Genomic DNA, 21,747 nt, shown 5'->3' with positions numbered 1-21,747 from the left:
CGACAGCAGTGACCTGTTTGAGCGAGAATTACTCGTCTTCCAGTTCGATGTTGATACCCAGCGAACGAATCTCTTTCAACAGTACGTTGAAGGATTCTGGCATGCCCGGCTCCATCTGATGGTTGCCGTCCACGATGTTTTTATACATCTTGGTACGACCGTTCACGTCATCAGACTTAACGGTGAGCATTTCCTGCAGGGTGTATGCCGCGCCGTATGCTTCCAGCGCCCACACTTCCATCTCCCCGAAGCGCTGACCACCGAACTGTGCCTTACCACCCAGCGGCTGCTGAGTAACCAGGCTGTAAGAACCGGTAGAACGAGCGTGCATCTTGTCGTCGACCAGGTGGTTCAGTTTCAGCATGTACATGTAACCAACGGTTACTGGACGCTCAAACTGTTCACCGGTACGGCCGTCAAACAGCGTAATCTGACCAGACGTTGGCAGACCACCCAGTTGCAGCAGCTCTTTAATTTCAGCTTCTTTTGCACCGTCGAATACCGGCGTTGCAATTGGCATACCTTTGCGCAGGTTCTCTGCCAGACGCAGCACTTCTTCATCGCTGAAGGTGTTCAGGTCGACTTTCTGACGCACATCGGTACCCAGATCGTAGGCACGCTGGATGAATTCGCGCAGTTTCGCGACTTCCTGCTGCTGTTTCAGCATGGCGTTGATTTTGTCGCCAATACCTTTCGCAGCCATACCCAGGTGGGTTTCCAGAATCTGACCGATGTTCATACGAGACGGTACGCCCAGTGGGTTCAGTACGATATCTACCGGCGTACCGTTAGCATCGTGCGGCATATCTTCGATCGGGTTGATCTTAGAGATAACACCCTTGTTACCGTGACGACCTGCCATCTTATCACCAGGCTGGATCTGACGTTTAACGGCCAGATACACCTTAACAATCTTCAGCACGCCTGGTGCCAGATCGTCGCCCTGAGTGATTTTGCGGCGTTTCGCTTCGAGCTTTTTCTCGAACTCGTGTTTCAGTTCGTCATACTGCTCAGCCAGCTGTTCCAGCTGATTTTGTTTCTCTTCGTCGGTCAGGCCCAGTTCCAGCCAGCGATCGCGTGGCAGTTTGTCGAGCTTCTCAGCTTCAACGCCACCGGCAACCAGCACCGCATAAATACGGCTGAACAGACCCGCTTCGAGGATCTGCAGTTCTTCAGACAGGTCTTTCTTAGCCTGCTTGAGCTGCATCTCTTCGATTTCCAGCGCACGCTTATCTTTCTCAACGCCATCACGAGTGAAGACCTGAACGTCGATAACCGTACCGGAAACACCGTTTGGTACGCGCAGAGAAGAGTCTTTAACGTCAGACGCTTTCTCACCGAAGATTGCACGCAGCAGTTTCTCTTCTGGCGTCAGCTGGGTTTCACCTTTCGGCGTAACCTTACCAACCAGAATGTCGCCGCCGGTCACTTCCGCACCGATGTAAACAATACCGGATTCATCCAGTTTGGAGAGCGCAGCTTCACCCACGTTAGGGATGTCGGCAGTGATCTCTTCTGGCCCCAGCTTGGTGTCACGGGACACGCAGGCCAGTTCCTGAATGTGGATGGTGGTGAAACGATCTTCCTGAACCACACGCTCGGAGACAAGGATGGAGTCTTCGAAGTTGTAACCGTTCCACGGCATGAACGCTACGCGCATGTTCTGACCGAGCGCCAGTTCACCAAGGTCGGTGGACGGACCGTCTGCCAGCACGTCGCCGCGCTCAACTGGCTCACCCAGAGATACACAAGGCATCTGGTTGATACAGGTGTTCTGGTTAGAACGGGTGTATTTGGTCAGGTTGTAGATGTCGATACCCGCTTCGCCCGGATACATCTCGTCTTCGTTAACTTTGATAACGATACGGGATGCGTCGACGTACTGAACGGTACCGCCACGCTTAGCAACTGCAGTAACACCGGAGTCAACGGCAACAGCACGTTCCATACCGGTACCAACCAGCGGCTTATCAGCACGCAGAGTTGGAACGGCCTGACGTTGCATGTTCGCACCCATCAATGCACGGTTGGCGTCATCGTGTTCCAGGAACGGGATCAGGGACGCACCAACGGATACCACCTGCTGGGTGGAAACGTCCATGTAGTCAACCTGGTCGCGGCTGAACAAGCTGGATTCGCCTTTGCTACGGCAGGTAACCAAATCTTCTACAAAGTGGCCTTCGTCATCCAGGTTGGAGTTCGCCTGAGCGATAACGTAGTTGCCTTCTTCGATAGCAGACAGGTAGTGAATTTCGTCGGTAACAACACCGTCAGTCACTTTACGGTACGGGGTCTCGAGGAAACCGTATTCGTTCGTCTGTGCGTAAACGGACAGGGAGTTGATCAGACCGATGTTTGGACCTTCAGGCGTTTCGATTGGACATACGCGACCGTAGTGCGTCGGGTGTACGTCTCGAACTTCGAAGCCTGCACGTTCACGGGTCAGACCGCCCGGGCCGAGTGCGGAGATACGACGTTTATGCGTAATCTCAGACAGCGGGTTGTTCTGGTCCATGAACTGAGACAGCTGGCTGGAACCGAAGAACTCTTTCACTGCTGCAGAAATCGGCTTGGCGTTGATCATATCCTGAGGCATCAGGGTATCCAGATCGCCCAGAGACAGACGCTCTTTCACCGCACGCTCTACACGTACCAGGCCAACGCGGAACTGGTTTTCCGCCATTTCGCCCACGGAGCGGATACGACGGTTGCCGAGGTGGTCAATATCGTCCACTTCGCCTTTACCGTTACGGATATCGATGAGCTTCTTCATCACTTCGATGATGTCGTCTTTGCTCAGGATACCGGAACCTTCGATTTCATCGCGCAGCAGAGAACGGTTGAACTTCATACGACCTACCGCGGACAGATCGTAGCGGTCTTCGGAGAAGAACAGGTTCTCGAACAGGCTTTCAGCCGCTTCGCGAGTTGGTGGCTCACCAGGACGCATCATGCGGTAGATTTCGACCAGCGCGCTCAGACGATCGGTCGTTGGGTCGACGCGTACAGTCTCAGAGATGTACGGACCGTGGTCCAGATCGTTGGTGAACAGCGTTTCGATACGTTTGTGGCCAGACTGGCTCAGCTTAGCCAGCAGATCCAGGCTCAGCTCCATGTTAGCCGGGCAGATCAGCTCGCCAGTTGATTCATCAACGTAATCTTTCGCGGCTACTTTTCCTGCAATGTATTCAACCGGAACTTCGATGTGTTTGATATCATCTTTTTCCAGTTGGCGGATGTGGCGCGCGGTGATACGGCGACCTTTTTCCACATACACTTTGCCGTCGGCTTCGATGTCGAACGACGCGGTCTCACCACGCAGACGTTCCGGCACCAGCTCCATCTGCAGCTTGTTGTCGCGGATTTCAAAGATCACTTTCTCAAAGAACAGGTCCAGGATCTGCTCAGTGGTATAGTTCAGTGCACGCAGAATGATGGTTGCAGGCAGTTTACGACGACGGTCGATACGGACAAACAGGTTGTCTTTTGGATCGAACTCGAAGTCCAGCCATGAACCACGGTAAGGAATGATGCGTGCGTTATACAGTACTTTACCGGAAGAGTGTGTTTTACCTTTATCGCTGTCGAAGAAGACGCCCGGGCTACGATGCAGCTGGGAAACGATAACACGCTCAGTACCGTTGATGACGAAAGTACCGTTGTCTGTCATGAGTGGAATCTCACCCATGTAGACTTCTTGTTCTTTAATGTCTTTTACGGTGCCTTCCGGCGCTTCGCGCTCGTAGATCACCAGACGCAGTTTTACGCGCAGCGGTGCGGAATAGGTCACGCCACGGATCTGACATTCCTGAACGTCAAACACCGGTTCGCCAAGGCGGTAGCTGACGTACTGCAGCTCGGAGTTACCGCTGTAGCTCTGAATCGGGAACACGGAACGGAAGGCTGCTTCCAGACCGTACTGCCCTTCAGGATCTTGCTCGATAAACTTCTGGAACGAGTCAAGCTGGATAGAAAGGAGATATGGAATGTCCAGAACTTGTGGACGTTTACCAAAATCCTTACGAATACGTTTTTTCTCGGTATAGGAGTAAACCATAGGGTTCCTCAGCTCGCTGACAAGTCGACCCATCTGTCCGACGAAGGGACAGTTTGTGCAACACCATTTTGTGGACCGGAAAATTGAATACTTTCCGCAATACCTGTTGCTATCACGCTTAAACCATTTCATTGCGATTTACACAGAGCGAGCACCCTGTCGCAGTATATTAAGTCGTCGATAGAAACAAGCATTGTCAGGACAATCAGCAGTCAAACAGTGTGAAATGCTACTGATGCCTTACAGCGCAAAAAGGCTGGTGACTAAAAAGTCACCAGCCATCAGCCTAATTGCTTAGGCTGCAACCAGAAAAGTTGGCTTATTTAACTTCAACTTCAGCGCCAGCTTCTTCCAGAGATTTTTTCAGTGCTTCTGCGTCGTCTTTGCTCACGCCTTCTTTCAGCGCAGCTGGAGCAGATTCTACCAGGTCTTTAGCTTCTTTCAGACCCAGGCCAGTTGCGCCACGTACTGCTTTGATAACAGCAACTTTGTTCGCGCCAGCAGCTTTCAGAATTACGTCGAATTCAGTTTTTTCTTCAGCAGCTTCAGCCGGGCCAGCAGCTACAGCTACAGCAGCAGCAGCAGAAACACCGAATTTTTCTTCCATTGCAGAAACCAGCTCTACAACGTCCATTACGGACATAGCTGCTACTGCTTCAATGATTTGATCTTTAGTGATAGACATTTAAATTGTTCCTGAAAATCAGAATAAGTTTATACGTAAGCAAATGCTTTATAAAGATAACTGCAATTAAGCAGCTTCTTTCGCATCGCGTACAGCAGCCAGAGTGCGAACCAGTTTGCCAGCCGCAGCTTCTTTCATGGTTGCCATCAGGCGTGCAATTGCTTCTTCGTAGGTCGGCAGGGTTGCCAGGCGATCGATTTGCGATGCCGGGATCAACTCACCTTCAAAGGCTGCAGCTTTGACCTCAAATTTTGCATTCGCTTTCGCGAACTCTTTGAACAGACGAGCAGCAGCGCCCGGGTGTTCCATAGAGTATGCAATCAGGGTCGGACCAACAAACGTGTCTTTCAGGCACTCGAACTGAGTACCTTCAACTACGCGGCGCAGCAGGGTGTTACGAACAACACGCATGTATACGCCAGCTTCACGACCTGCTTTACGCAGTTCAGTCATTTTGTCTACAGTAACGCCACGGGAATCCGCAACTACTGCAGACAGCGCGCCTTTGGCTACTTCGCTGACTTCAGCAACAATCGCTTGTTTGTCTTGAAGATTTAAAGCCATTAGCTTTGCTCCTGGATGTTTGCCGGAACTCATGTTCCGGAACTCACTTCACTCTTCCCAACGGGAAGAGCGTCTTAATACGGTGAGCAGAAACAAGCCAGAGTATTAAAAATAATCTTAGCGTTCTGTCACCGTCTACGCAGGGGATTAAGTCTCTTTCGAGACACCTGCGGTCTTCGACGGAGGCCTGGATAGGCCAGGCTCCAACGAACAATTCTTTTAGCCGCTAACTTTCGTTAGCAAACGTGGGGGTAAGATTGTAGACAAAATCACCGCCCACGTAAAGGCATTAGTTTGCAGCAGCGCTCAGGCCAGCCTGGTCAACTGCAACACCTGCACCCATAGTGGTGGAGATGCTAACTTTCTTGATGTACACGCCTTTCGCCTGAGTTGGTTTTGCTTTTTTCAGCGCAACCAGCAGAGCTTCCAGGTTTTCTTTCAGTTTGTCAGCGTCAAAGTCCACTTTACCGATGGTGGTGTGGATGATGCCGTTTTTGTCGTTACGATAACGAACCTGACCCGCTTTAGCGTTCTTAACCGCTTCAGCAACGTTAGGAGTTACAGTACCAACTTTCGGGTTTGGCATCAGGCCGCGTGGACCCAGAACCTGGCCCAGCTGGCCAACAACGCGCATTGCATCTGGAGATGCGATAACAACGTCAAAGTTCATTTCGCCTTTCTTGATCTGATCAGCCAGATCTTCCATACCTACCAGTTCAGCACCGGCAGCTTTAGCAGCTTCAGCGTTTGCACCCTGAGCAAATACAGCTACGCGAACGGAACGGCCAGTACCGTGTGGCAGTACAGTTGCGCCACGAACGTTCTGATCGGATTTACGAGCGTCGATGCCCAGGTTAACGGCAACGTCAACGCTTTCAACGAACTTAGCAGTTGCCAGTTCTTTCAGCAGAGCGATAGCTTCGTTGATGTCGTACTGTTTGGTCGCATCAACTTTGTCACGGATCACGGACATGCGCTTGGTCAGTTTAGCCATTTCTTAGTCCTCCACTACCAGGCCCATGGAACGTGCAGTACCTTCGATGGAGCGAGTCATCGCTTCAATGTCGGCACCAGTCATGTCGGCAGCTTTGGTCTGCGCGATTTCCTGCAGCTGAGCGCGGGAAATTTTACCCACTTTGTCTTTGTTCGGTTTACCGGAACCAGACTTGATACCAGCCGCTTTCTTCAGCAGAACTGCTGCTGGAGGGGTTTTGGTAACGAAAGTGAAAGAACGGTCAGCGTAAACAGTGATTACGACTGGGATTGGCAGACCTTTTTCCAGGGATTCAGTTTTTGCGTTGAACGCTTTACAGAATTCCATGATGTTCACACCCTGCTGACCCAGAGCTGGACCAACTGGTGGACTTGGGTTCGCCATACCAGCTGCAACCTGCAGCTTGACGTAGGCTTGTACTTTCTTAGCCATTCTAAAATCCTCTGATTGGGTAATAGCGCCTCAGGGAGGCTCCCCGTGAATAAAATTCGTTTTACGGACCGAGACCCATAAAAACAAAAGGCGCGAAATTGTATTCCAATCCCGCGCCTTGTGCAACGATTAAATCGTCGCTTTTTTGATCGCTGCTTAGGCTTTTTCTACCTGGGCAAAGTCCAGTTCTACCGGGGTCGCACGACCGAAGATAGAAACAGAAACTTTCAGGCGGGACTTCTCGTAGTCCACTTCTTCAACCACGCCATTAAAGTCAGCAAACGGACCGTCATTAACACGAACCATTTCACCCGGTTCAAACAGCGTTTTCGGACGCGGCTTATCACCTACCTGCTGCAGGCGGTTCATAATCGCATCAACTTCTTTGTCGCTGATTGGCGCCGGACGGTCAGACGTGCCGCCGATAAAGCCCATCACGCGCGGTACGCTGCGCACCAGGTGCCAGCTCGCGTCGTTCATAACCATCTGAACCAGCACGTAACCCGGGAAGAATTTGCGCTCGCTTTTGCGACGCTGGCCGCCACGGATCTCAACCACTTCTTCGGTTGGAACCATAACTTCGCCAAACAACTCTTCCATGTTGTGTAATTTGATATGCTCACGCAGCGACGTGGCTACGCGGCCTTCAAAACCGGAAAACGCCTGAACGACGTACCAGCGCTTTTTAGGGGCTTCAGACATCTCAGAACCTCAGGCCAGTGATAAAGGATACCAGGCGAACCAGAATACCATCCAGTCCCCACAGGATCAGTGACATTACAGCGGTAACCGCCGCTACGATCAGCGTGGTGTGCAATGTTTCCTGGCGAGTCGGCCAAATTACCTTGCGGACTTCGGTACGCGCTTCGCGGGCAAAAGCGACAGTCGCTTTGCCTTTCGTCGTCAACAGCGCGACACCACCCGCTGCAGCAATCAGAATTACCACTGCAAGCGCGCGTAGCGGCAGCATAATGTCACGATAAAGGTAGTTGCCGACAATCGCTACGATCAGCAGAACGGCTACTACTACCCATTTCATCGCTTCCAGGCCGCGCCCGCTCCCTTGAGCTTCGGTATTCGCACTCATAAACCAACCTGTCAGAAGTATTCTACAAACATTTTCACCCCGCGATCGCGAGGCAAACCAAATCGAAATGCTAATTCGCTTTTCGGATTATACGCTCTCTGCAGAGCCTGTCTCAGCAATGATTATGACAAAAATAATCACTGATGAGCCAGGTTCTGGCGTGAAAGCGTGCAAAAAGGGCATCAAATGATGCCCTTTTATTGCGCATTGCGTCAAATGTTATCAGCAATTAGCCGAGAACTTTAGCAACCACGCCCGCGCCAACGGTACGGCCACCTTCACGGATTGCGAAACGCAGACCGTCGTCCATCGCGATTGGGTGGATCAGAGTCACTACCATCTTGATGTTGTCGCCTGGCATTACCATCTCTACGCCTTCTGGCAGTTCGATGGTACCGGTCACGTCAGTTGTACGGAAGTAGAACTGTGGACGGTAGCCTTTGAAGAACGGAGTATGACGGCCGCCTTCGTCTTTGGACAGGATGTACACTTCAGATTCGAACTTGGTGTGTGGCTTGATTGAGCCTGGCTTCGCCAGAACCTGACCACGTTCGATTTCTTCACGCTTGATACCACGCAGCAGAACACCAACGTTCTCACCAGCACGGCCTTCGTCCAGCAGTTTGCGGAACATTTCAACGCCAGTACAGGTAGACTTCGCAGTCTCTTTGATACCAACGATTTCAACTTCTTCACCAACTTTGATGATACCGCGCTCTACACGACCGGTAACAACGGTACCACGACCGGAGATGGAGAATACGTCTTCGATTGGCAGCAGGAATGGCTTGTCAATCGCACGCTCTGGTTCTGGGATGTAAGAATCCAGGAAGCCAGCCAGTTCGATGATTTTCGCTTCCCACTCTGCGTCGCCTTCCAGCGCTTTCAGCGCGGAACCACGAACGATTGGGGTGTCGTCGCCTGGGAAATCGTACTGAGACAGCAGTTCACGAACTTCCATCTCTACCAGTTCCAGCAGCTCTTCGTCATCAACCATGTCGCACTTGTTCAGGAACACGATGATGAAAGGAACGCCTACCTGACGACCCAGCAGGATGTGCTCACGGGTCTGAGGCATTGGGCCGTCAGTCGCAGCAACAACCAGGATCGCGCCGTCCATCTGCGCAGCACCGGTGATCATGTTTTTAACATAGTCGGCGTGGCCTGGGCAGTCTACGTGTGCGTAGTGGCGAGTCGGGGTGTCGTATTCAACGTGAGAGGTGTTGATGGTGATACCACGAGCTTTTTCTTCTGGTGCGTTATCGATCTGGTCGAATGCACGAGCAGAACCACCGTAGGTTTTTGCCAGAACGGTAGTGATTGCAGCGGTCAGCGTTGTTTTACCATGGTCAACGTGGCCGATAGTACCGACGTTAACGTGCGGTTTTGTACGTTCAAACTTTTCTTTAGACATCGATTGTCCCTCTAAGACACGGATAAATCGGTGATATCACCACATCAACCAGGCGAAATGCCCGAATTGTTGAATACAGTAAAATTAAAACAGAGAGAAACGGGAAGGAGAAGTGAAGTGGTGCTGATACCCAGAGTCGAACTGGGGACCTCACCCTTACCAAGGGTGCGCTCTACCAACTGAGCCATATCAGCACGTATTGGAGCGGGCAGCGGGAATCGAACCCGCATCATCAGCTTGGAAGGCTGAGGTAATAGCCATTATACGATGCCCGCATCCTGAAACTCGGCTACCCAGTTCTTTCTGTAACAAAAAAAGAGATTTCTCTCTTTTTCAGTTTGAGCTGGCTAATTTTTCCAACCAGCTCCGGCGGCATTTACGCTGCCAGAAAGTGGTGGTGGGGGAAGGATTCGAACCTTCGAAGTCTGTGACGGCAGATTTACAGTCTGCTCCCTTTGGCCGCTCGGGAACCCCACCGGACTTGATGGTGCCGACTACCGGAATCGAACTGGTGACCTACTGATTACAAGTCAGTTGCTCTACCTACTGAGCTAAGTCGGCATCAAGTAGCGCGCATTCTATGGATACCTGCGCGGTCATGCAACTAAAAATTTGCATAAAACGTTCTTTCGCTCACATTTTATGCGAACAGCGCACTAAGCGCTGTAAAAGTAGTCATCCACGGTCAAATAATCAACATGAAAGGGTGTTTTGCACGGTATACACCGTAGCGTGACGGCTTCCGCGTAACGCAGCGCTTTCCATCTTTTTTCTTATTATTCCCGCCATCTGGTGTTAACCTCCTGCCCATTGTCCAAAATTAACTGTGTGATGAGCCACGTCCCGGCAGCATAGCGCTGGCTCACTGAAGCATGCTTATGAGCAAAAAAGAGCAAACGTTAATGACGCCTTATCTTCACTTTAACCGCAGCCAGTGGGCTGCCCTGCGTGATTCCGTCCCTATGACGCTGACGGAAGGTGAAATCGCACGGTTAAAAGGGATAAACGAAGATCTGTCCCTGGAAGAGGTGGCAGAAATTTATCTCCCCCTCTCTCGCTTGCTTAACTTCTATATCAGCTCCAACCTGCGCCGTCAGGCGGTGCTGGAGCAGTTCCTCGGCACGAACGGTCAGCGCATTCCTTATATCATTAGCATTGCAGGCAGCGTGGCCGTGGGTAAAAGCACCACCGCACGCGTACTGCAGGCGTTATTGAGCCGCTGGCCGGAACACCGCAGCGTTGAGTTGATCACGACCGACGGCTTCCTGCACCCGAACGAAGTATTAAAAGAACGCGGGCTGATGAAGAAGAAGGGCTTCCCGCTCTCTTATGATATGCACCGTCTGGTGAAATTTGTCTCTGACCTGAAATCTGGCGTGCCTCACGTCACGGCGCCGGTCTATTCACACCTGATCTACGACCGCATCCCGGATGGGGATAAAACGGTAGTCCAGCCGGACATCCTGATTCTTGAAGGTTTGAACGTGCTGCAAAGCGGAATGGATTATCCACATGACCCGCATCATGTGTTCGTTTCGGATTTCGTCGATTTCTCTATCTATGTTGATGCGCCGGAAGACCTGCTGCAGAACTGGTATATCAACCGCTTCCTGAAGTTCCGCGAAGGGGCATTCACCGACCCGGACTCCTATTTCCACCACTACGCCCAGCTTTCTGAAGAAGAAGCGATTAATGTGGCGACGGGGCTGTGGAATGAGATCAACTACGTGAACCTCAAAGAGAACATCCTGCCGACGCGCGAGCGTGCGAGCCTGATCCTCACCAAGAGCGAGAAGCACGCCGTCGACCAGATTCGCCTGCGGAAATAGCCAGGCAGATATAAAAAAACCGGCTTAACGCCGGTTTTTTACTTTATGCATGGGGCTTCTCGCCGTTTTCATCCTGATCGACCGCGAAGCAGGCAACCAGCTGCCCGCCATACTCCTTCAGCTGCGGCTGGAGCTGGGTGCACGGGCCAAAGCGACGGCTGCACCGGGCATTGAATGCACATCCCGGAGGTGGATTCAGCGGACTAGGCAGTTCACCCGTCAGCTTAATGCGCTCACGACGATCGTCCGGGTTCAGACGCGGCGTGGCAGACAGCAGCGCCTGGGTGTACGGGTGACGAGGGTTATTAAAGATCTGATCTTTGGTCCCCTTCTCCACGCAGCGCCCCAGATACATCACCATCACTTCGTCAGCGATGTGCTCCACCACCGACAGGTCGTGGGAGATGAACACGTAAGAGAGCCCCAGCTCCTGCTGGAGATCCATCATCAGGTTCAGCACCTGCGCGCGTACGGAGACGTCGAGCGCCGAAACCGGCTCATCGGCAATCACCACGTCCGGGTCAAGCATCAGACCGCGGGCAATAGCGATACGCTGACGCTGGCCACCGGAGAACATATGCGGGTAGCGATCGTAATGCTCGGTTTTGAGGCCGACCTTCGCCATCATCGCCAGGGCTTTTTCACGGCGTTGCTCTTTGCTCAGATTGCTGTTAATCAGCAGCGGCTCTTCCAGAATCTGTCCCACTTTTTTACGCGGGTTCAGAGAACCGTACGGGTTCTGGAACACAATCTGGATTTTCTGGCGACGCAGCTTCTGCGCCTGCGGATCGTGCTTGAGCAGATCCTGCCCCTGATAATAGAGCTCACCGCCGGTCGGCACTTCAATCATCGTCAGCAGACGACCGAGCGTGGACTTACCGCAGCCTGACTCCCCCACCACCGCCAGCGTTTTACCGCGTTCGAGGGTAAAGGAGACGCCGTCCAGCGCCTTCACCAGGCGTTCAGGGGCAAAAATCCCCTTTTTAACCGGATAGTGTTTTTTCAGGTCGATGGCCTGCAACAGCGGCTGTTGCGTGGTGGCCTGTTGCGTACTCATAGTGTTGGCCTCCCGGCATCATCGAGTGGGTAGTGACATTTCGACTGGCGGCCGTCAGCAAGCTGGTTTAGCTCTGGCTCTTCCGCCCGGCACTTATCCGTCGCGTACGGACAACGCGGATTGAGCAGACAGCCCTGCGGTCGGTCATATTTACCCGGTACCACACCAGGCAGCGACGCCAGCCGCGCTTTATCCTGGGCAAACTCCGGCAACGCACGCAGCAGCGCCTGCGTATACGGGTGACGCGGCGCGCGGAAGATATCGTGCGAATTACCGGTCTCGACCACCTGGCCGGCATACATCACGATGATTTTGTGCGCGGCTTCGGCCACCAGCGCCAGATCGTGCGTAATCAGCACCAGCGCCATGTTCTCTTTCTGCTGCAGCTCCAGCAGCAGCTCGATGATTTGCGCCTGAATGGTCACATCCAGCGCCGTTGTCGGTTCATCCGCAATCAGCAGCTTTGGCCGACAGGCAATCGCCATGGCGATCATCACGCGCTGGCTCATCCCTCCGGAGAGCTGGTGCGGGTAAACGTCCAGGCGCGATGCCGGATCAGGGATACCGACCTGATTCAGCAGGTCGATCGCGCGCTGGCGACGGGTTTTCTTGTTACCGCCCTGGTGCACCTTAATCGCTTCCATAATCTGGAAACCGACCGTGTAACACGGGTTCAGGCTGGTCATCGGGTCCTGGAAGATCATTGCCACTTCGGCGCCCACCAGCTGGCGGCGCTGTTTCTCAGAAATGCGCTTCAGGTCCTGACCGTTGAACTGCAGGTTTTCCGCCATCACGCGGCCCGGGTAATCAATCAGCCCCATGATCGCCAGTGAACTCACCGACTTACCGGAACCGGACTCCCCGACAATGCCAACCACTTCGCCCTGATTTACGCTGTAGCTGATGCGGTCCACGGCGCGAAACGGGGTGCCTTCGTCGCCGAAGTGCACCGATAATTTATCTACATTTAATAACGCCATCTCGTGCCTCTTACTGCTTCAGTTTGGGATCAAGCGCATCACGCAGACCATCACCCATCAGGTTAAATGCCAGCACCGTCAGCAGGATTGCCAGACCCGGGAAGGTGACAACCCACCAGGCGCTTTGTGCGAACTGCAACACGTCGGAGAGCATGGTGCCCCACTCCGGTGTTGGCGGCTGCGCACCCATGCCCAGGAAGCCAAGAGCGGCCATATCAAGAATGGCGTTAGAGAAACCGAGCGACGCCTGAACAATCAGCGGCGCAAGGCAGTTAGGGAAGATATTCACGAACATCTGGCGCATCGCACCCGCACCCGCCACGCGAGACGCGGTGACATAGTCGCGGTTCACTTCCACCAGCACCGCCGCACGGGTTAAACGTACGTAGTGAGGGAGCGCCACGAAGGTCAGCGCAAGCGCGGCGTTACCGATCGACGGACCGAAGATCGCCACCAGCACCAGGGCCAGCAGCAGGCTTGGCAGCGCCAGCATGATGTCGACAATACGCATGATGATGTTATCAACGATGCCGCCGAAGTAACCGGCAACCAGACCGAGTACGATCCCCATAATCAGGGAGAGCACCACCACCAGGCAGCCAACCAGCAGCGACAGACGCGCGCCGTACATCAGACGCGACAGCACGTCGCGGCCCACATCATCGGTACCCAGCAGGTGCGCCAGGCTACCGCCGTCCTGCCAGGCAGGGGGAGCCAGCAGCGCATCGCGGAACTGATCCGCCGGGTTATACGGCGCAAGCACGTTTGCAAACACCGCAATCAGGATCATGATGGATACATACACCAGCCCGACTACCGCGCCTTTATTGCGCTTGAAGTAGTGCCAGAACTCCTGCAGCGGCGTCATCGGAACCGGTGCAGCAACAGCTTTGTTTTCAGAAACCTGTGACATGATGGCCCCTTACTTCTTATGACGAATACGCGGGTTCACCACGCCGTACAGCAAATCGACCAGCAGGTTGACGAGGATAATCATCGTCGCGACCAGCAGCACCCCGCCCTGCACCACCGGATAGTCGCGGCGTTGCAGCGCATCAATCAGCCAGCGTCCGAGGCCCGGCCAGGAGAAGATGGTTTCGGTCAGGATCGCTCCCGCCAGCAGCGTACCCACCTGGAGGCCGATAACGGTCACCACCGGCAGCATGGCGTTACGCAGCGCGTGGACAATGATGACGCGCATCCGGGTTAACCCTTTAGCGCGTGCGGTACGAATGTAATCCTCGCCCAGCACTTCCAGCATGGAGGAACGGGTCATACGCACGATCACTGCCAGAGGAATGGTGCCCAGCACCATGGCAGGCAGGATCATGTGCGCGACGGCATCAATGAAGTTGCCCTCCTCGCCCCAGATGGCCGTGTCGATCAGCATAAAGCCGGTTAACGGGTTGGTATCATCAAGGAAGACCATATCGCTGACGCGCCCGGAGACCGGCGTCAGGTTCAATTGCACCGAGACCAGCATGATCAGCATCATGCCCCACCAGAAAATAGGCATGGAGTAACCGGTCAGCGCCAGGCCCACGGCGGTATGGTCGAAAATAGAGCCACGCTTAACGGCAGCCAGTACCCCGACAGGAATACCCACCGCAGTGGCAAAAATCATGGCGCAGATGCCAAGCTCCAGCGTCGCTTTAAAACGCGGCACGAACTCGTCCCACACCGGAAGACGGCTTTTTAACGAAATCCCCAAGTCACCGTGCATCACGCCCCAGATATAGTGGAGGTACTGCTGCCACATCGGCTTATCAAGGCCGAGTTCAGCCAGCAGCTGCGCATGACGTTCAGGGGAGATACCACGCTCGCCCGCCATAATCATTACCGGGTCGCCGGGGATCATATGAACGAAGGCAAAAGTGAGAAGGGTGATACCGATAAACGTCGGGATAACAAGTCCCAGACGTCGGAGGATGAACTGCAACATAACCCGGATTCTCTCTGATGACGCACGACCAGTGGCGTGACGTCTGTATTGCTCACAAATGTAAATTCCCTCTCCCTTCGGGGGAGGGTTAGGGTGAGGGGATGCATGCACGCCCCTCACACCTGCCCTCTCCCACAGGGAGAGGGAGAACACCCTACTTATTATTCAACCGATACGTTTTCGAAGTGGTGTTTGCCCAGTGGATCAACCACGTAGCCCTTCACTTCTTTACGCACTGGCTCATACACGGTGGAGTGAGCAACAATCAGCGCCGGAGCCTGATCGTGCATAACAACCTGAGCCTGCTTGTAGAGTTCAATACGTTTGTTGTGATCGTCGGTGGCACGCGCCGGCTGGATCAGGTCTTCAAACGGCTTGTAGCACCAGCGAGAGTAGTTAGAACCGTCTTTTGCCGCCGCGCAGCTGAACAGGGTAGCGAAGAAGTTGTCCGGATCCCCGTTGTCACCGGTCCAGCCCATCATCACCGCCTGGTGCTCACCCGCTTTGGCGCGCTTCAGATACTCGCCCCACTCGTAGGTCACAATCTTGGCCTGAACGCCAATCTTCGCCCAGTCAGCCTGAACCATTTCCGCCATACGGCGGGCGTTCGGGTTGTACGGACGCTGAACAGGCATCGCCCACAGCTCAACGGTAAAGCCTTTATCCTGACCCGCTTCTTTCAGCAGCGCTTTCGCTTTTTCAGGATCGTAGCTGTAGTCTTTAACGTCGTCGTTATAGCCCCACATGGTTGGCGGGATCAGGTTTTTGGCCGCAACGCCCGCGCCCTGGTAAACGGCTTTGATGATCGCTTCTTTGTTCACCGCGTAGGTCAGCGCCTGACGCACTTTCACGTCATCAAACGGTTTCTTCTCGGTGTTGAAGGAGAGATAGCCCACGTTCAGGCCCGCCTGCTCCAGCAGGTTGATGTTTTTATCCTGCTTCATGCGCGCGATGTCAGCCGGGTTCGGGTACGGCATAACCTGGCATTCGTTTTTCTGCAGTTTTGCATAACGAACGGACGCATCAGGCGTAATGGAGAAGACCAGACGGTCGATCTGCGGCTTGGTGCCCCAGTAGCCCGGGAAGGCTTTATACAGAATACGGGAGTCTTTCTGGTACTGCAGCAGCTGGAACGGACCGGTACCGATTGGGTTCAGGTCCACTTTTTCCGGCGTGCCGGCTTTCAGCATGTTATCCGCATACTCTTTAGAGAGAATAGAGGCGAAGTCCATGGCCAGGTCAGCCAGGAATGGCGCTTCCGGGCGCGTCAGTACGAACTGAACGGTTTTATCGTCCACTTTTTTCACTTCGGCGATCAGGTCCGGCAGACCCATCCCTTCGAAGTATTCGTAGCTGCCGCCAGACACTTTGTGGTACGGGTTCTGCGCGTTTTTCTGACGGTCAAAGGAGAACACAACGTCGTCGGCGTTAAAGTCGCGCGTTGGTTTGAATTCTTTGCTGTCCTGCCACTTCACGCCCTGGCGCAGGTGGAAGGTATAGGTTTTACCGTCTTCGCTGATGTCCCACTTCTCGGCCAGACCCGGAATCACTTCCGTGGTGCCGGTTTTGAATTCAACCAGACGGTTATAGATCGGTACAGAGCTTGCGTCGTAAGTCGTACCAGAGGTAAAGAGCTGTGGGTTAAAGCCTTCCGGCGAGCCTTCAGAACAGTAAACCAGGGTTTTTGCCTGTACGCTTGCTGCCACGGTCATAGCCACCAGGCTCAGACCAAGCTTCAGCATCCCTGACTTCTTCAAGGAAATACTCATTATTCTGCTCCAATGTGATGTTTTGCTTTGTTGTGTTACGCCGCCAGACCTTTATTTATTTTTTACCCGGTCCGGTCGGAGGTGCCCGAAGGCGTTAAAGGGATGGAGAATCCTTTCAGAAGAGCGTTTGAGTTGCAGCGCAGATCGTCCCTGAAATGCCCCTCATGCCCTACAATCTGTCAACAGAATGTGAAAACGTCAATACAGGTGACGGGGATTTGCGCTGAGTGTGAGAAACCGCAAACAAAGATTAAAAAAACCCTGAACGCCAGTTTTCAGCAGGGAAATTTATGCTACTCGCCAACTTGCAGCACAACTATCTTCATATTTCGCAACAATCAGTGATTAACTTTTATTCAGAATGGGTAAATTTTCTTGCAGAATGGTGATTATCTGAGCACTAAATACCGCGAACGTTAAAACGCACAGCGAAAAATGCTGAGGTTATCCATAAGCAACGCGAAAAAAGATCAATCTATATATAAAAAAATACAATGGATTATGTCACAAAATCGTTAACAGGCAGGAAGAAGCAGGTCTAAGGGGCGTTTTGGATACTCTGACAGGATAAGGTCATAATGCAAAAAGGGCTAACCTTGCGGTTAGCCCTTTTCAGAATGTGGTCGGCGAGAGAGGATTCGAACCTCCGACCCACTGGTCCCAAACCAGTTGCGCTACCAAGCTGCGCTACTCGCCGAATGCGGAGCGCATCTTACTGCTGAGGTACGCCCCCGTCAATCCCTTATTTTCAAAAAGCCATTCAACTGGCGATATTCTCGCCAGAGCTGCTACTGCGCGGCTTTTGCGGTGTTATCAGGGAGTTTACACCAGTTGTTGTTTTCGTTAATCCCACCGTTTGGTGAGGTATAGCCGAGACACCCCATAATGGTGTCGTACAATTCAACGTGACGGCGAGGTACCTTGATTTCTGCCTGCTGTTTCAGATGGGCAAACATTTTCGCCTTATCAGGATTCTCCAGATACTTATCGGACATCCACATGATCATCGGCACGCGGAACTGCTCCGGCGGCGCCAGCTTACGCGGTGTACCGTGCAGATGCTCTTTCTCGTTGATGGACTCACCGTGGTCTGCGGCGTAGATAACAATCGCTTTTTTATCACGCAGCTGGTCGATTACGCGGCTCAGGAACGTATCCACATACAGAACGGAGTTATCGTAGGCGTTGATCAGCTCCTGCTTGCTGCAATCTTTATTAATGCCAACGCACTCCGGTTTCCACTTCGCGAAATCACGGGTATAGCGCTGGTAATAGCTATAGTGCGACCCTTTGGTATGAAGAATGACAAGATGCTTACCTTTCGGATGGTTCTTCAGAGATTGCGACATCTCTTCCAGCAGCAGCATGTCATCAACGTTTTTGCCTCGGTTACGCGGCTCGGCGCCAATCTGCTCACGGTACGCGATGTTATCTGCCAGCGTGTTGGTGTAGAACCACATCTCACTCTGCATGGCGAACAGGTCAGCGCTAAATCCAAGCTGCTTCAGCACGGCAAAGACGTTTTGCTCTTTCAGCGTGCGCTGTGGGTTATCGCTTGCCCCGCCTTCACGCACAAACATACAGCGCAGCGAGAGCTTCGTTGCGGTATCGCAGGAGTAACCCCGATAGGCCACCAGGTTCTTTTCCTGCGCCAGTTTTGGCGTGGTATCACGGTCATAGCCGAGAATACCCATATGATCCCAGCGCGTCGTTTCACCGATGACAAAGACCACGTAAGTATCATCCAGCCCGTCAGCAGGCGCCTGATAGGTGAATTTTTTGGTCGGGTTCATCAAGGATTTCACATCGCTGGACTCGTCCGCCTGTGCCCAGGCATACAGACCTAACGCTGACAGCCAGTTAGACGGCAAATAGGAGTTCGCCACTACGCCGCCATAGCTTGGCATATCCACGCCCGTCGCTTTTTCGATACGTTTTTGCTGTTTTTCCATCAAACGAATCGGCGCCCACACCAGCAGACCCGCCAGCAGAACGACGAGGACGTTGCGGATACGTTGCTCCCGCGTACGCAGCTGGCGTAACAGGGTATAGCGGCAGGTATTACTCCAGATAAAGAAGAGCGGTATCAGGCAGGTTAATACCGTCCAGACGATAAAGCCTTTTCCTACCACCTCTTTCGAGAGGTCGATATCCGTGGTCATCACCGAGGCAACGATGCCGTAGCCAATCACCACGTTCATGAATGTCATGTAATAGCTTGCAGCGGCGGAAATAATCACCACCAGCGAGGCCAGAATTTGCCAGGTACGTCGGCCAAAGAGCGAGAGCAGACGCAACAGGAAGAAGGTAGCGAGAACAGAGCCAAACACTTCAATCGCGGCAAAAATTCCATTTCTTACGGTGAGGTGTTCAAAATAGCCTTCCACTCTTCTGAACAGCACCGCGCCATTCAGAAACAAACCGATATAGACAGCCAGCATCAGACATAATCTTTGCTGGGTAAGAGACCTAATATATTTCATGCAAACAACCCTGGGGGAAGGGGTATAAAGACCCGCCGAATCTCATCGAGAAAGCAGACAGAGTAAGTAGATGCGAGAGAAACCGTTATCAGAAACGTCCACAAGCGCGATAAGTAGACCACAGCGGGGAAAAAAAGTGGCAGCAGAGAGTGTGATCGATGAAGATTTTTACAAAATAACAGGTCAGGCAGCGATACGGAGATAAAAAAAGAGGCCCTGCGGCCTCTTTTCATCGAATCATGCGTGCGCTTCTTTATACACTTCACGCTGCGGCTGACGGATCGTCGTGGACAGCGCCAGCGAAATAATCAGCAGGGCAAAGATAACGCAGAAGGTGACATAGAACCCGCCAAACAGCGAGGCAATCAGCGAACCGCAAATACTGCCGATACCGAAGCCGAGATAAATGACACCGTAGTTTTTCGCCAGGTTGTTCAGGCCAAAGAACTCGCTCACCAGCGACGGGAAGACGGTAATGGTGCCGCCGAAGTTAAAGGCCACGCAGGCAATCGCCGCAAAGAAGGTCGCTTCATTCAGTGGTGCAAACAGCAATGCCGCCATTCCTACCAGCGAAACCACCTGCCCAATCGTAATCACGCGGATGCGGGCAATTTTGTCAGACAGGATACCGAGCACCAGGCGACCCGAGAGGTTGGCAATGGAGATGACCGTCACCGCATTCGCCGCCGTCGCGGCATCCAGTTTTACCATCCCCTGAGCAATATCTTTCGCCACACCGATAACATACAGACCGCTCATGCAGGCCGTCAGGAACATCACCGCCAGCATCCAGTACTGCGGCTTACGCATGGACTGCGCGAGGGTGAAATCGTTCTCTACCACGCCGTTAACGGATTTCACTTCCTGCTGCGGGGCATCTTTCATCAGCGTAGCGCCAAACAGGATCATCACCAGGACGATTGCGCCCCAGATCATAAACGTTTTTTCGAGGCCAACGGATGCCAGCAGTTGGGAGTCGATAAATTTAAAGCCGAGGCTGCCCAGGCCATAGGAGCCGATGGCGAACGCGGAGATTAAGCCTTTACGCTCCGGGAACCACTTCACGCAGTTCGACAGCGTCAGCAGGTAACCTGCACCGTCTGCCAGCCCCACCAGCACGCCGGCGCTCAGCCACAGCATCATCAGGTTGCTGGAATGCGCCGTCAGGAAAAAGCCCAGCCCCAGCAGTATGCCGGACGCCATGGTCACACGCTTCACGCCAAAACGCTCCTGCAGCTTGCCCGCGACGGAAGACGAAATCGCCAGACCCAGGCTCAGCAGGCCGAAGGAGAACGCTACCTGGCTGACCGGGGCGTCGAGTTTGTCGGAAAGCGCGCTGTTAAACAGGCTCCAGGTATAGACCGATCCCAGCGCGAACTGGGTAACGATGGTGCCGAAGAGCGTGAGCCAGCGCGTACGGTTATAGGTTGATGTGTTCATGGCCGTTGTCCTGCAACAGAAATTAAGGGAATTCGCTGAGGACAACGATAAACAAAACCTTAATACCGATGGGGTAAAACGTCATGAAATGCAGGAAGAACGGAATGAAATGCCTGGAATCGGGAATGAATGACCTTGCCGGGGAAGAAAGCGATGGCAGGTTAGTACCTGCTATCGCTGCAAAGCCTGTGGTCATTGTTTTTAAGATGTTATCGTAACGTTTAAAAAAGTAACAATACTAAAAATTCGCGCTCACCCCCAGGGTATACAGAAACTCCTCACCAGTGGTGGTGCGTTCCCCCTGAGCCAGCGACGCATAGGCCGCCATGTGCGTATTAAACGGAATGTCTGTTCCCACGGTGACGTCCATCCAGTTACCGCTTTGAACAGGGGCTGGCGTTTGCGGCATGCCAAACTGCGATTTCCACTGGTTTTCACCAAACTGCTGGTTATAGCTAATCTGTGCCCAGGGACGAAGATCGCCGTACTGGGTATTCACGCGCCAGCCTAGCGTACTCACGCTGGCATGCCAGAGCGGATCGGCGAGCGTCTGCGTCGTCGCGCTATCACCAAACTCATTGATCATCATCGGCGTAGAGCCGTCATACCGCCAGGCCATCACCGGACCGGTGGTTACCCGCGCCGAAACCGGAAAATTCCAGCCTACGCTCATCGCCGCTTCCGTTTTAGCACCAGATGGCAGAGCAAGGGCCAGCCCCGGCGAATTTTGGGAAGACTGAATTCGCTCAGCCAGAATATCCTCGTAACGCGGTTGGTGATCCGCGTCCCATGTATAGCGTTCAGCCGTATTATTTTGGGCGTCTGAAACGATATATTCCTGTTGCCATGCAGACGCTGTATTACACAACAACAGGCAGGCTGAAATCCCCACCAGGCCAGAAGCGGCATGGCGACCACTGATTTTTTTTATCATCATCAAAGCGACCCCAGAGAGAGCCGAATTCGGCGATATTTGTCGTTATTCAGGAAGACTTGAGAGAGCATATGGCCCTG

Annotated in this window: 17 protein-coding genes and 5 tRNA genes; 1 reads left to right on the top strand and 21 read right to left on the bottom strand. The window is 53.2% G+C overall.

Features of this window, described 5'->3' with window-relative positions; translation table 11 throughout:
• Positions 1 to 28: 28 nt before the first annotated feature.
• The 12 genes from rpoB to V1603_RS04045 form a co-directional block, all read right to left on the bottom strand.
• On the bottom strand, positions 29 to 4,057 hold the full coding sequence (gene rpoB, locus V1603_RS04100) for a DNA-directed RNA polymerase subunit beta (RefSeq protein WP_061096566.1): 4,029 nt from the start codon (positions 4,055 to 4,057) through the stop codon (positions 29 to 31).
• Positions 4,058 to 4,376: 319 nt separating this feature from the next.
• Entirely contained in the window at positions 4,377 to 4,742 is a 366-nt protein-coding gene (gene rplL / locus V1603_RS04095) for a 50S ribosomal protein L7/L12 (protein WP_002445276.1), read from the bottom strand.
• Positions 4,743 to 4,808: 66 nt separating this feature from the next.
• Positions 4,809 to 5,306: a 50S ribosomal protein L10 gene (rplJ, locus tag V1603_RS04090; protein WP_003862338.1), complete on the bottom strand. Its 498-nt coding sequence runs from the start codon at positions 5,304 to 5,306 to the stop codon at positions 4,809 to 4,811.
• Positions 5,307 to 5,595: 289 nt separating this feature from the next.
• Positions 5,596 to 6,300, bottom strand: a complete 705-nt coding sequence (gene rplA / locus V1603_RS04085) for a 50S ribosomal protein L1 (RefSeq protein ID WP_006810530.1) — start codon at positions 6,298 to 6,300, stop codon at positions 5,596 to 5,598.
• 3 nt (positions 6,301 to 6,303) lie between these two features.
• Complete coding sequence (gene rplK / locus V1603_RS04080; RefSeq protein ID WP_008503452.1) at positions 6,304 to 6,732, bottom strand: 50S ribosomal protein L11; 429 nt, start codon at positions 6,730 to 6,732, stop codon at positions 6,304 to 6,306.
• Positions 6,733 to 6,888: 156 nt separating this feature from the next.
• Positions 6,889 to 7,434 carry a transcription termination/antitermination protein NusG gene (gene nusG, locus V1603_RS04075; RefSeq protein ID WP_003862341.1) on the bottom strand — a complete coding sequence of 182 codons (546 nt, stop codon included), beginning with the start codon at positions 7,432 to 7,434 and terminating at the stop codon, positions 6,889 to 6,891.
• A 1-nt stretch (position 7,435) separates the two neighbouring features.
• Complete coding sequence (gene secE, locus V1603_RS04070) at positions 7,436 to 7,819, bottom strand: preprotein translocase subunit SecE (protein WP_013094999.1); 384 nt, start codon at positions 7,817 to 7,819, stop codon at positions 7,436 to 7,438.
• 229 nt (positions 7,820 to 8,048) lie between these two features.
• The gene (gene tuf / locus V1603_RS04065; protein ID WP_023309456.1) at positions 8,049 to 9,233 is read right to left on the bottom strand and encodes an elongation factor Tu; all 1,185 of its coding nucleotides are present in this window, start codon (positions 9,231 to 9,233) and stop codon (positions 8,049 to 8,051) included.
• Between the two features lie 118 nt (positions 9,234 to 9,351).
• Positions 9,352 to 9,427, bottom strand: a tRNA-Thr gene (locus V1603_RS04060).
• Between the two features lie 6 nt (positions 9,428 to 9,433).
• A tRNA-Gly gene (locus tag V1603_RS04055) sits at positions 9,434 to 9,508 on the bottom strand.
• 117 nt (positions 9,509 to 9,625) lie between these two features.
• Positions 9,626 to 9,710 (bottom strand) — tRNA-Tyr (locus tag V1603_RS04050).
• Positions 9,711 to 9,718: 8 nt separating this feature from the next.
• Positions 9,719 to 9,794, bottom strand: a tRNA-Thr gene (locus tag V1603_RS04045).
• A gap of 317 nt (positions 9,795 to 10,111) precedes the next feature.
• On the opposite strand from V1603_RS04045, the gene coaA reads away from it, so the two are divergent.
• Positions 10,112 to 11,062, top strand: a complete 951-nt coding sequence (coaA, locus tag V1603_RS04040; protein ID WP_032654569.1) for a type I pantothenate kinase — start codon at positions 10,112 to 10,114, stop codon at positions 11,060 to 11,062.
• A 43-nt stretch (positions 11,063 to 11,105) separates the two neighbouring features.
• On the opposite strand, the gene dppF is transcribed toward coaA, so the two are convergent.
• From dppF to V1603_RS03995, 9 genes are all read right to left on the bottom strand, one after another.
• Entirely contained in the window at positions 11,106 to 12,119 is a 1,014-nt protein-coding gene (gene dppF / locus V1603_RS04035; RefSeq protein WP_116343104.1) for a dipeptide ABC transporter ATP-binding subunit DppF, read from the bottom strand.
• A complete protein-coding gene (dppD, locus tag V1603_RS04030) occupies positions 12,116 to 13,099 on the bottom strand; it encodes a dipeptide ABC transporter ATP-binding protein (protein ID WP_008502772.1) in 984 nt (327 codons plus the stop codon). Before dppD ends, dppF begins: the two co-directional genes overlap by 4 nt.
• Before the next feature lie 10 nt (positions 13,100 to 13,109).
• Positions 13,110 to 14,012, bottom strand: coding sequence for a dipeptide ABC transporter permease DppC (dppC, locus tag V1603_RS04025; protein WP_233003603.1), 903 nt, complete (start codon positions 14,010 to 14,012; stop codon positions 13,110 to 13,112).
• 9 nt (positions 14,013 to 14,021) lie between these two features.
• Positions 14,022 to 15,041 (bottom strand): dipeptide ABC transporter permease DppB, encoded by a 1,020-nt coding sequence (gene dppB, locus V1603_RS04020; protein WP_028015092.1) that lies wholly within the window; start codon positions 15,039 to 15,041, stop codon positions 14,022 to 14,024.
• Between the two features lie 161 nt (positions 15,042 to 15,202).
• Positions 15,203 to 16,810: a dipeptide ABC transporter periplasmic-binding protein DppA gene (gene dppA / locus V1603_RS04015; protein WP_080329898.1), complete on the bottom strand. Its 1,608-nt coding sequence runs from the start codon at positions 16,808 to 16,810 to the stop codon at positions 15,203 to 15,205.
• A 620-nt stretch (positions 16,811 to 17,430) separates the two neighbouring features.
• A tRNA-Pro gene (locus V1603_RS04010) sits at positions 17,431 to 17,507 on the bottom strand.
• 91 nt (positions 17,508 to 17,598) lie between these two features.
• On the bottom strand, positions 17,599 to 19,293 hold the full coding sequence (gene eptB, locus V1603_RS04005; RefSeq protein ID WP_116343100.1) for a kdo(2)-lipid A phosphoethanolamine 7''-transferase: 1,695 nt from the start codon (positions 19,291 to 19,293) through the stop codon (positions 17,599 to 17,601).
• 237 nt (positions 19,294 to 19,530) lie between these two features.
• Positions 19,531 to 20,733, bottom strand: a complete 1,203-nt coding sequence (locus V1603_RS04000; RefSeq protein ID WP_320720949.1) for an MFS transporter — start codon at positions 20,731 to 20,733, stop codon at positions 19,531 to 19,533.
• 238 nt (positions 20,734 to 20,971) lie between these two features.
• The gene (locus V1603_RS03995) at positions 20,972 to 21,670 is read right to left on the bottom strand and encodes an autotransporter domain-containing protein (protein WP_116343085.1); all 699 of its coding nucleotides are present in this window, start codon (positions 21,668 to 21,670) and stop codon (positions 20,972 to 20,974) included.
• Positions 21,671 to 21,747: the final 77 nt, after the last annotated feature.

Source organism: Enterobacter sp. ECC-219 (assembly GCF_043966805.1).
GTDB lineage: Bacteria > Pseudomonadota > Gammaproteobacteria > Enterobacterales > Enterobacteriaceae > Enterobacter > Enterobacter cloacae_N.
This window is presented reverse-complemented; position numbering and strand designations above follow the sequence as displayed.

Coding starts and splice junctions, on each gene's coding strand:
- coaA (WP_032654569.1), top strand. CDS start 10,112: ATGAGCAAAAAAGAGCAAACGTTAATGACGCCTTATCTTCACTTTAAC.
- dppA (WP_080329898.1), bottom strand. CDS start 16,810: ATGAGTATTTCCTTGAAGAAGTCAGGGATGCTGAAGCTTGGTCTGAGC.
- rplL (WP_002445276.1), bottom strand. CDS start 4,742: ATGTCTATCACTAAAGATCAAATCATTGAAGCAGTAGCAGCTATGTCC.
- eptB (WP_116343100.1), bottom strand. CDS start 19,293: ATGAAATATATTAGGTCTCTTACCCAGCAAAGATTATGTCTGATGCTG.
- rplA (WP_006810530.1), bottom strand. CDS start 6,300: ATGGCTAAACTGACCAAGCGCATGTCCGTGATCCGTGACAAAGTTGAT.
- V1603_RS04000 (WP_320720949.1), bottom strand. CDS start 20,733: ATGAACACATCAACCTATAACCGTACGCGCTGGCTCACGCTCTTCGGC.
- rplK (WP_008503452.1), bottom strand. CDS start 6,732: ATGGCTAAGAAAGTACAAGCCTACGTCAAGCTGCAGGTTGCAGCTGGT.
- dppF (WP_116343104.1), bottom strand. CDS start 12,119: ATGAGTACGCAACAGGCCACCACGCAACAGCCGCTGTTGCAGGCCATC.
- tuf (WP_023309456.1), bottom strand. CDS start 9,233: ATGTCTAAAGAAAAGTTTGAACGTACAAAACCGCACGTTAACGTCGGT.
- V1603_RS03995 (WP_116343085.1), bottom strand. CDS start 21,670: ATGATGATAAAAAAAATCAGTGGTCGCCATGCCGCTTCTGGCCTGGTG.
- secE (WP_013094999.1), bottom strand. CDS start 7,819: ATGAGTGCGAATACCGAAGCTCAAGGGAGCGGGCGCGGCCTGGAAGCG.
- dppD (WP_008502772.1), bottom strand. CDS start 13,099: ATGGCGTTATTAAATGTAGATAAATTATCGGTGCACTTCGGCGACGAA.
- dppB (WP_028015092.1), bottom strand. CDS start 15,041: ATGTTGCAGTTCATCCTCCGACGTCTGGGACTTGTTATCCCGACGTTT.
- dppC (WP_233003603.1), bottom strand. CDS start 14,012: ATGTCACAGGTTTCTGAAAACAAAGCTGTTGCTGCACCGGTTCCGATG.
- rplJ (WP_003862338.1), bottom strand. CDS start 5,306: ATGGCTTTAAATCTTCAAGACAAACAAGCGATTGTTGCTGAAGTCAGC.
- rpoB (WP_061096566.1), bottom strand. CDS start 4,057: ATGGTTTACTCCTATACCGAGAAAAAACGTATTCGTAAGGATTTTGGT.
- nusG (WP_003862341.1), bottom strand. CDS start 7,434: ATGTCTGAAGCCCCTAAAAAGCGCTGGTACGTCGTTCAGGCGTTTTCC.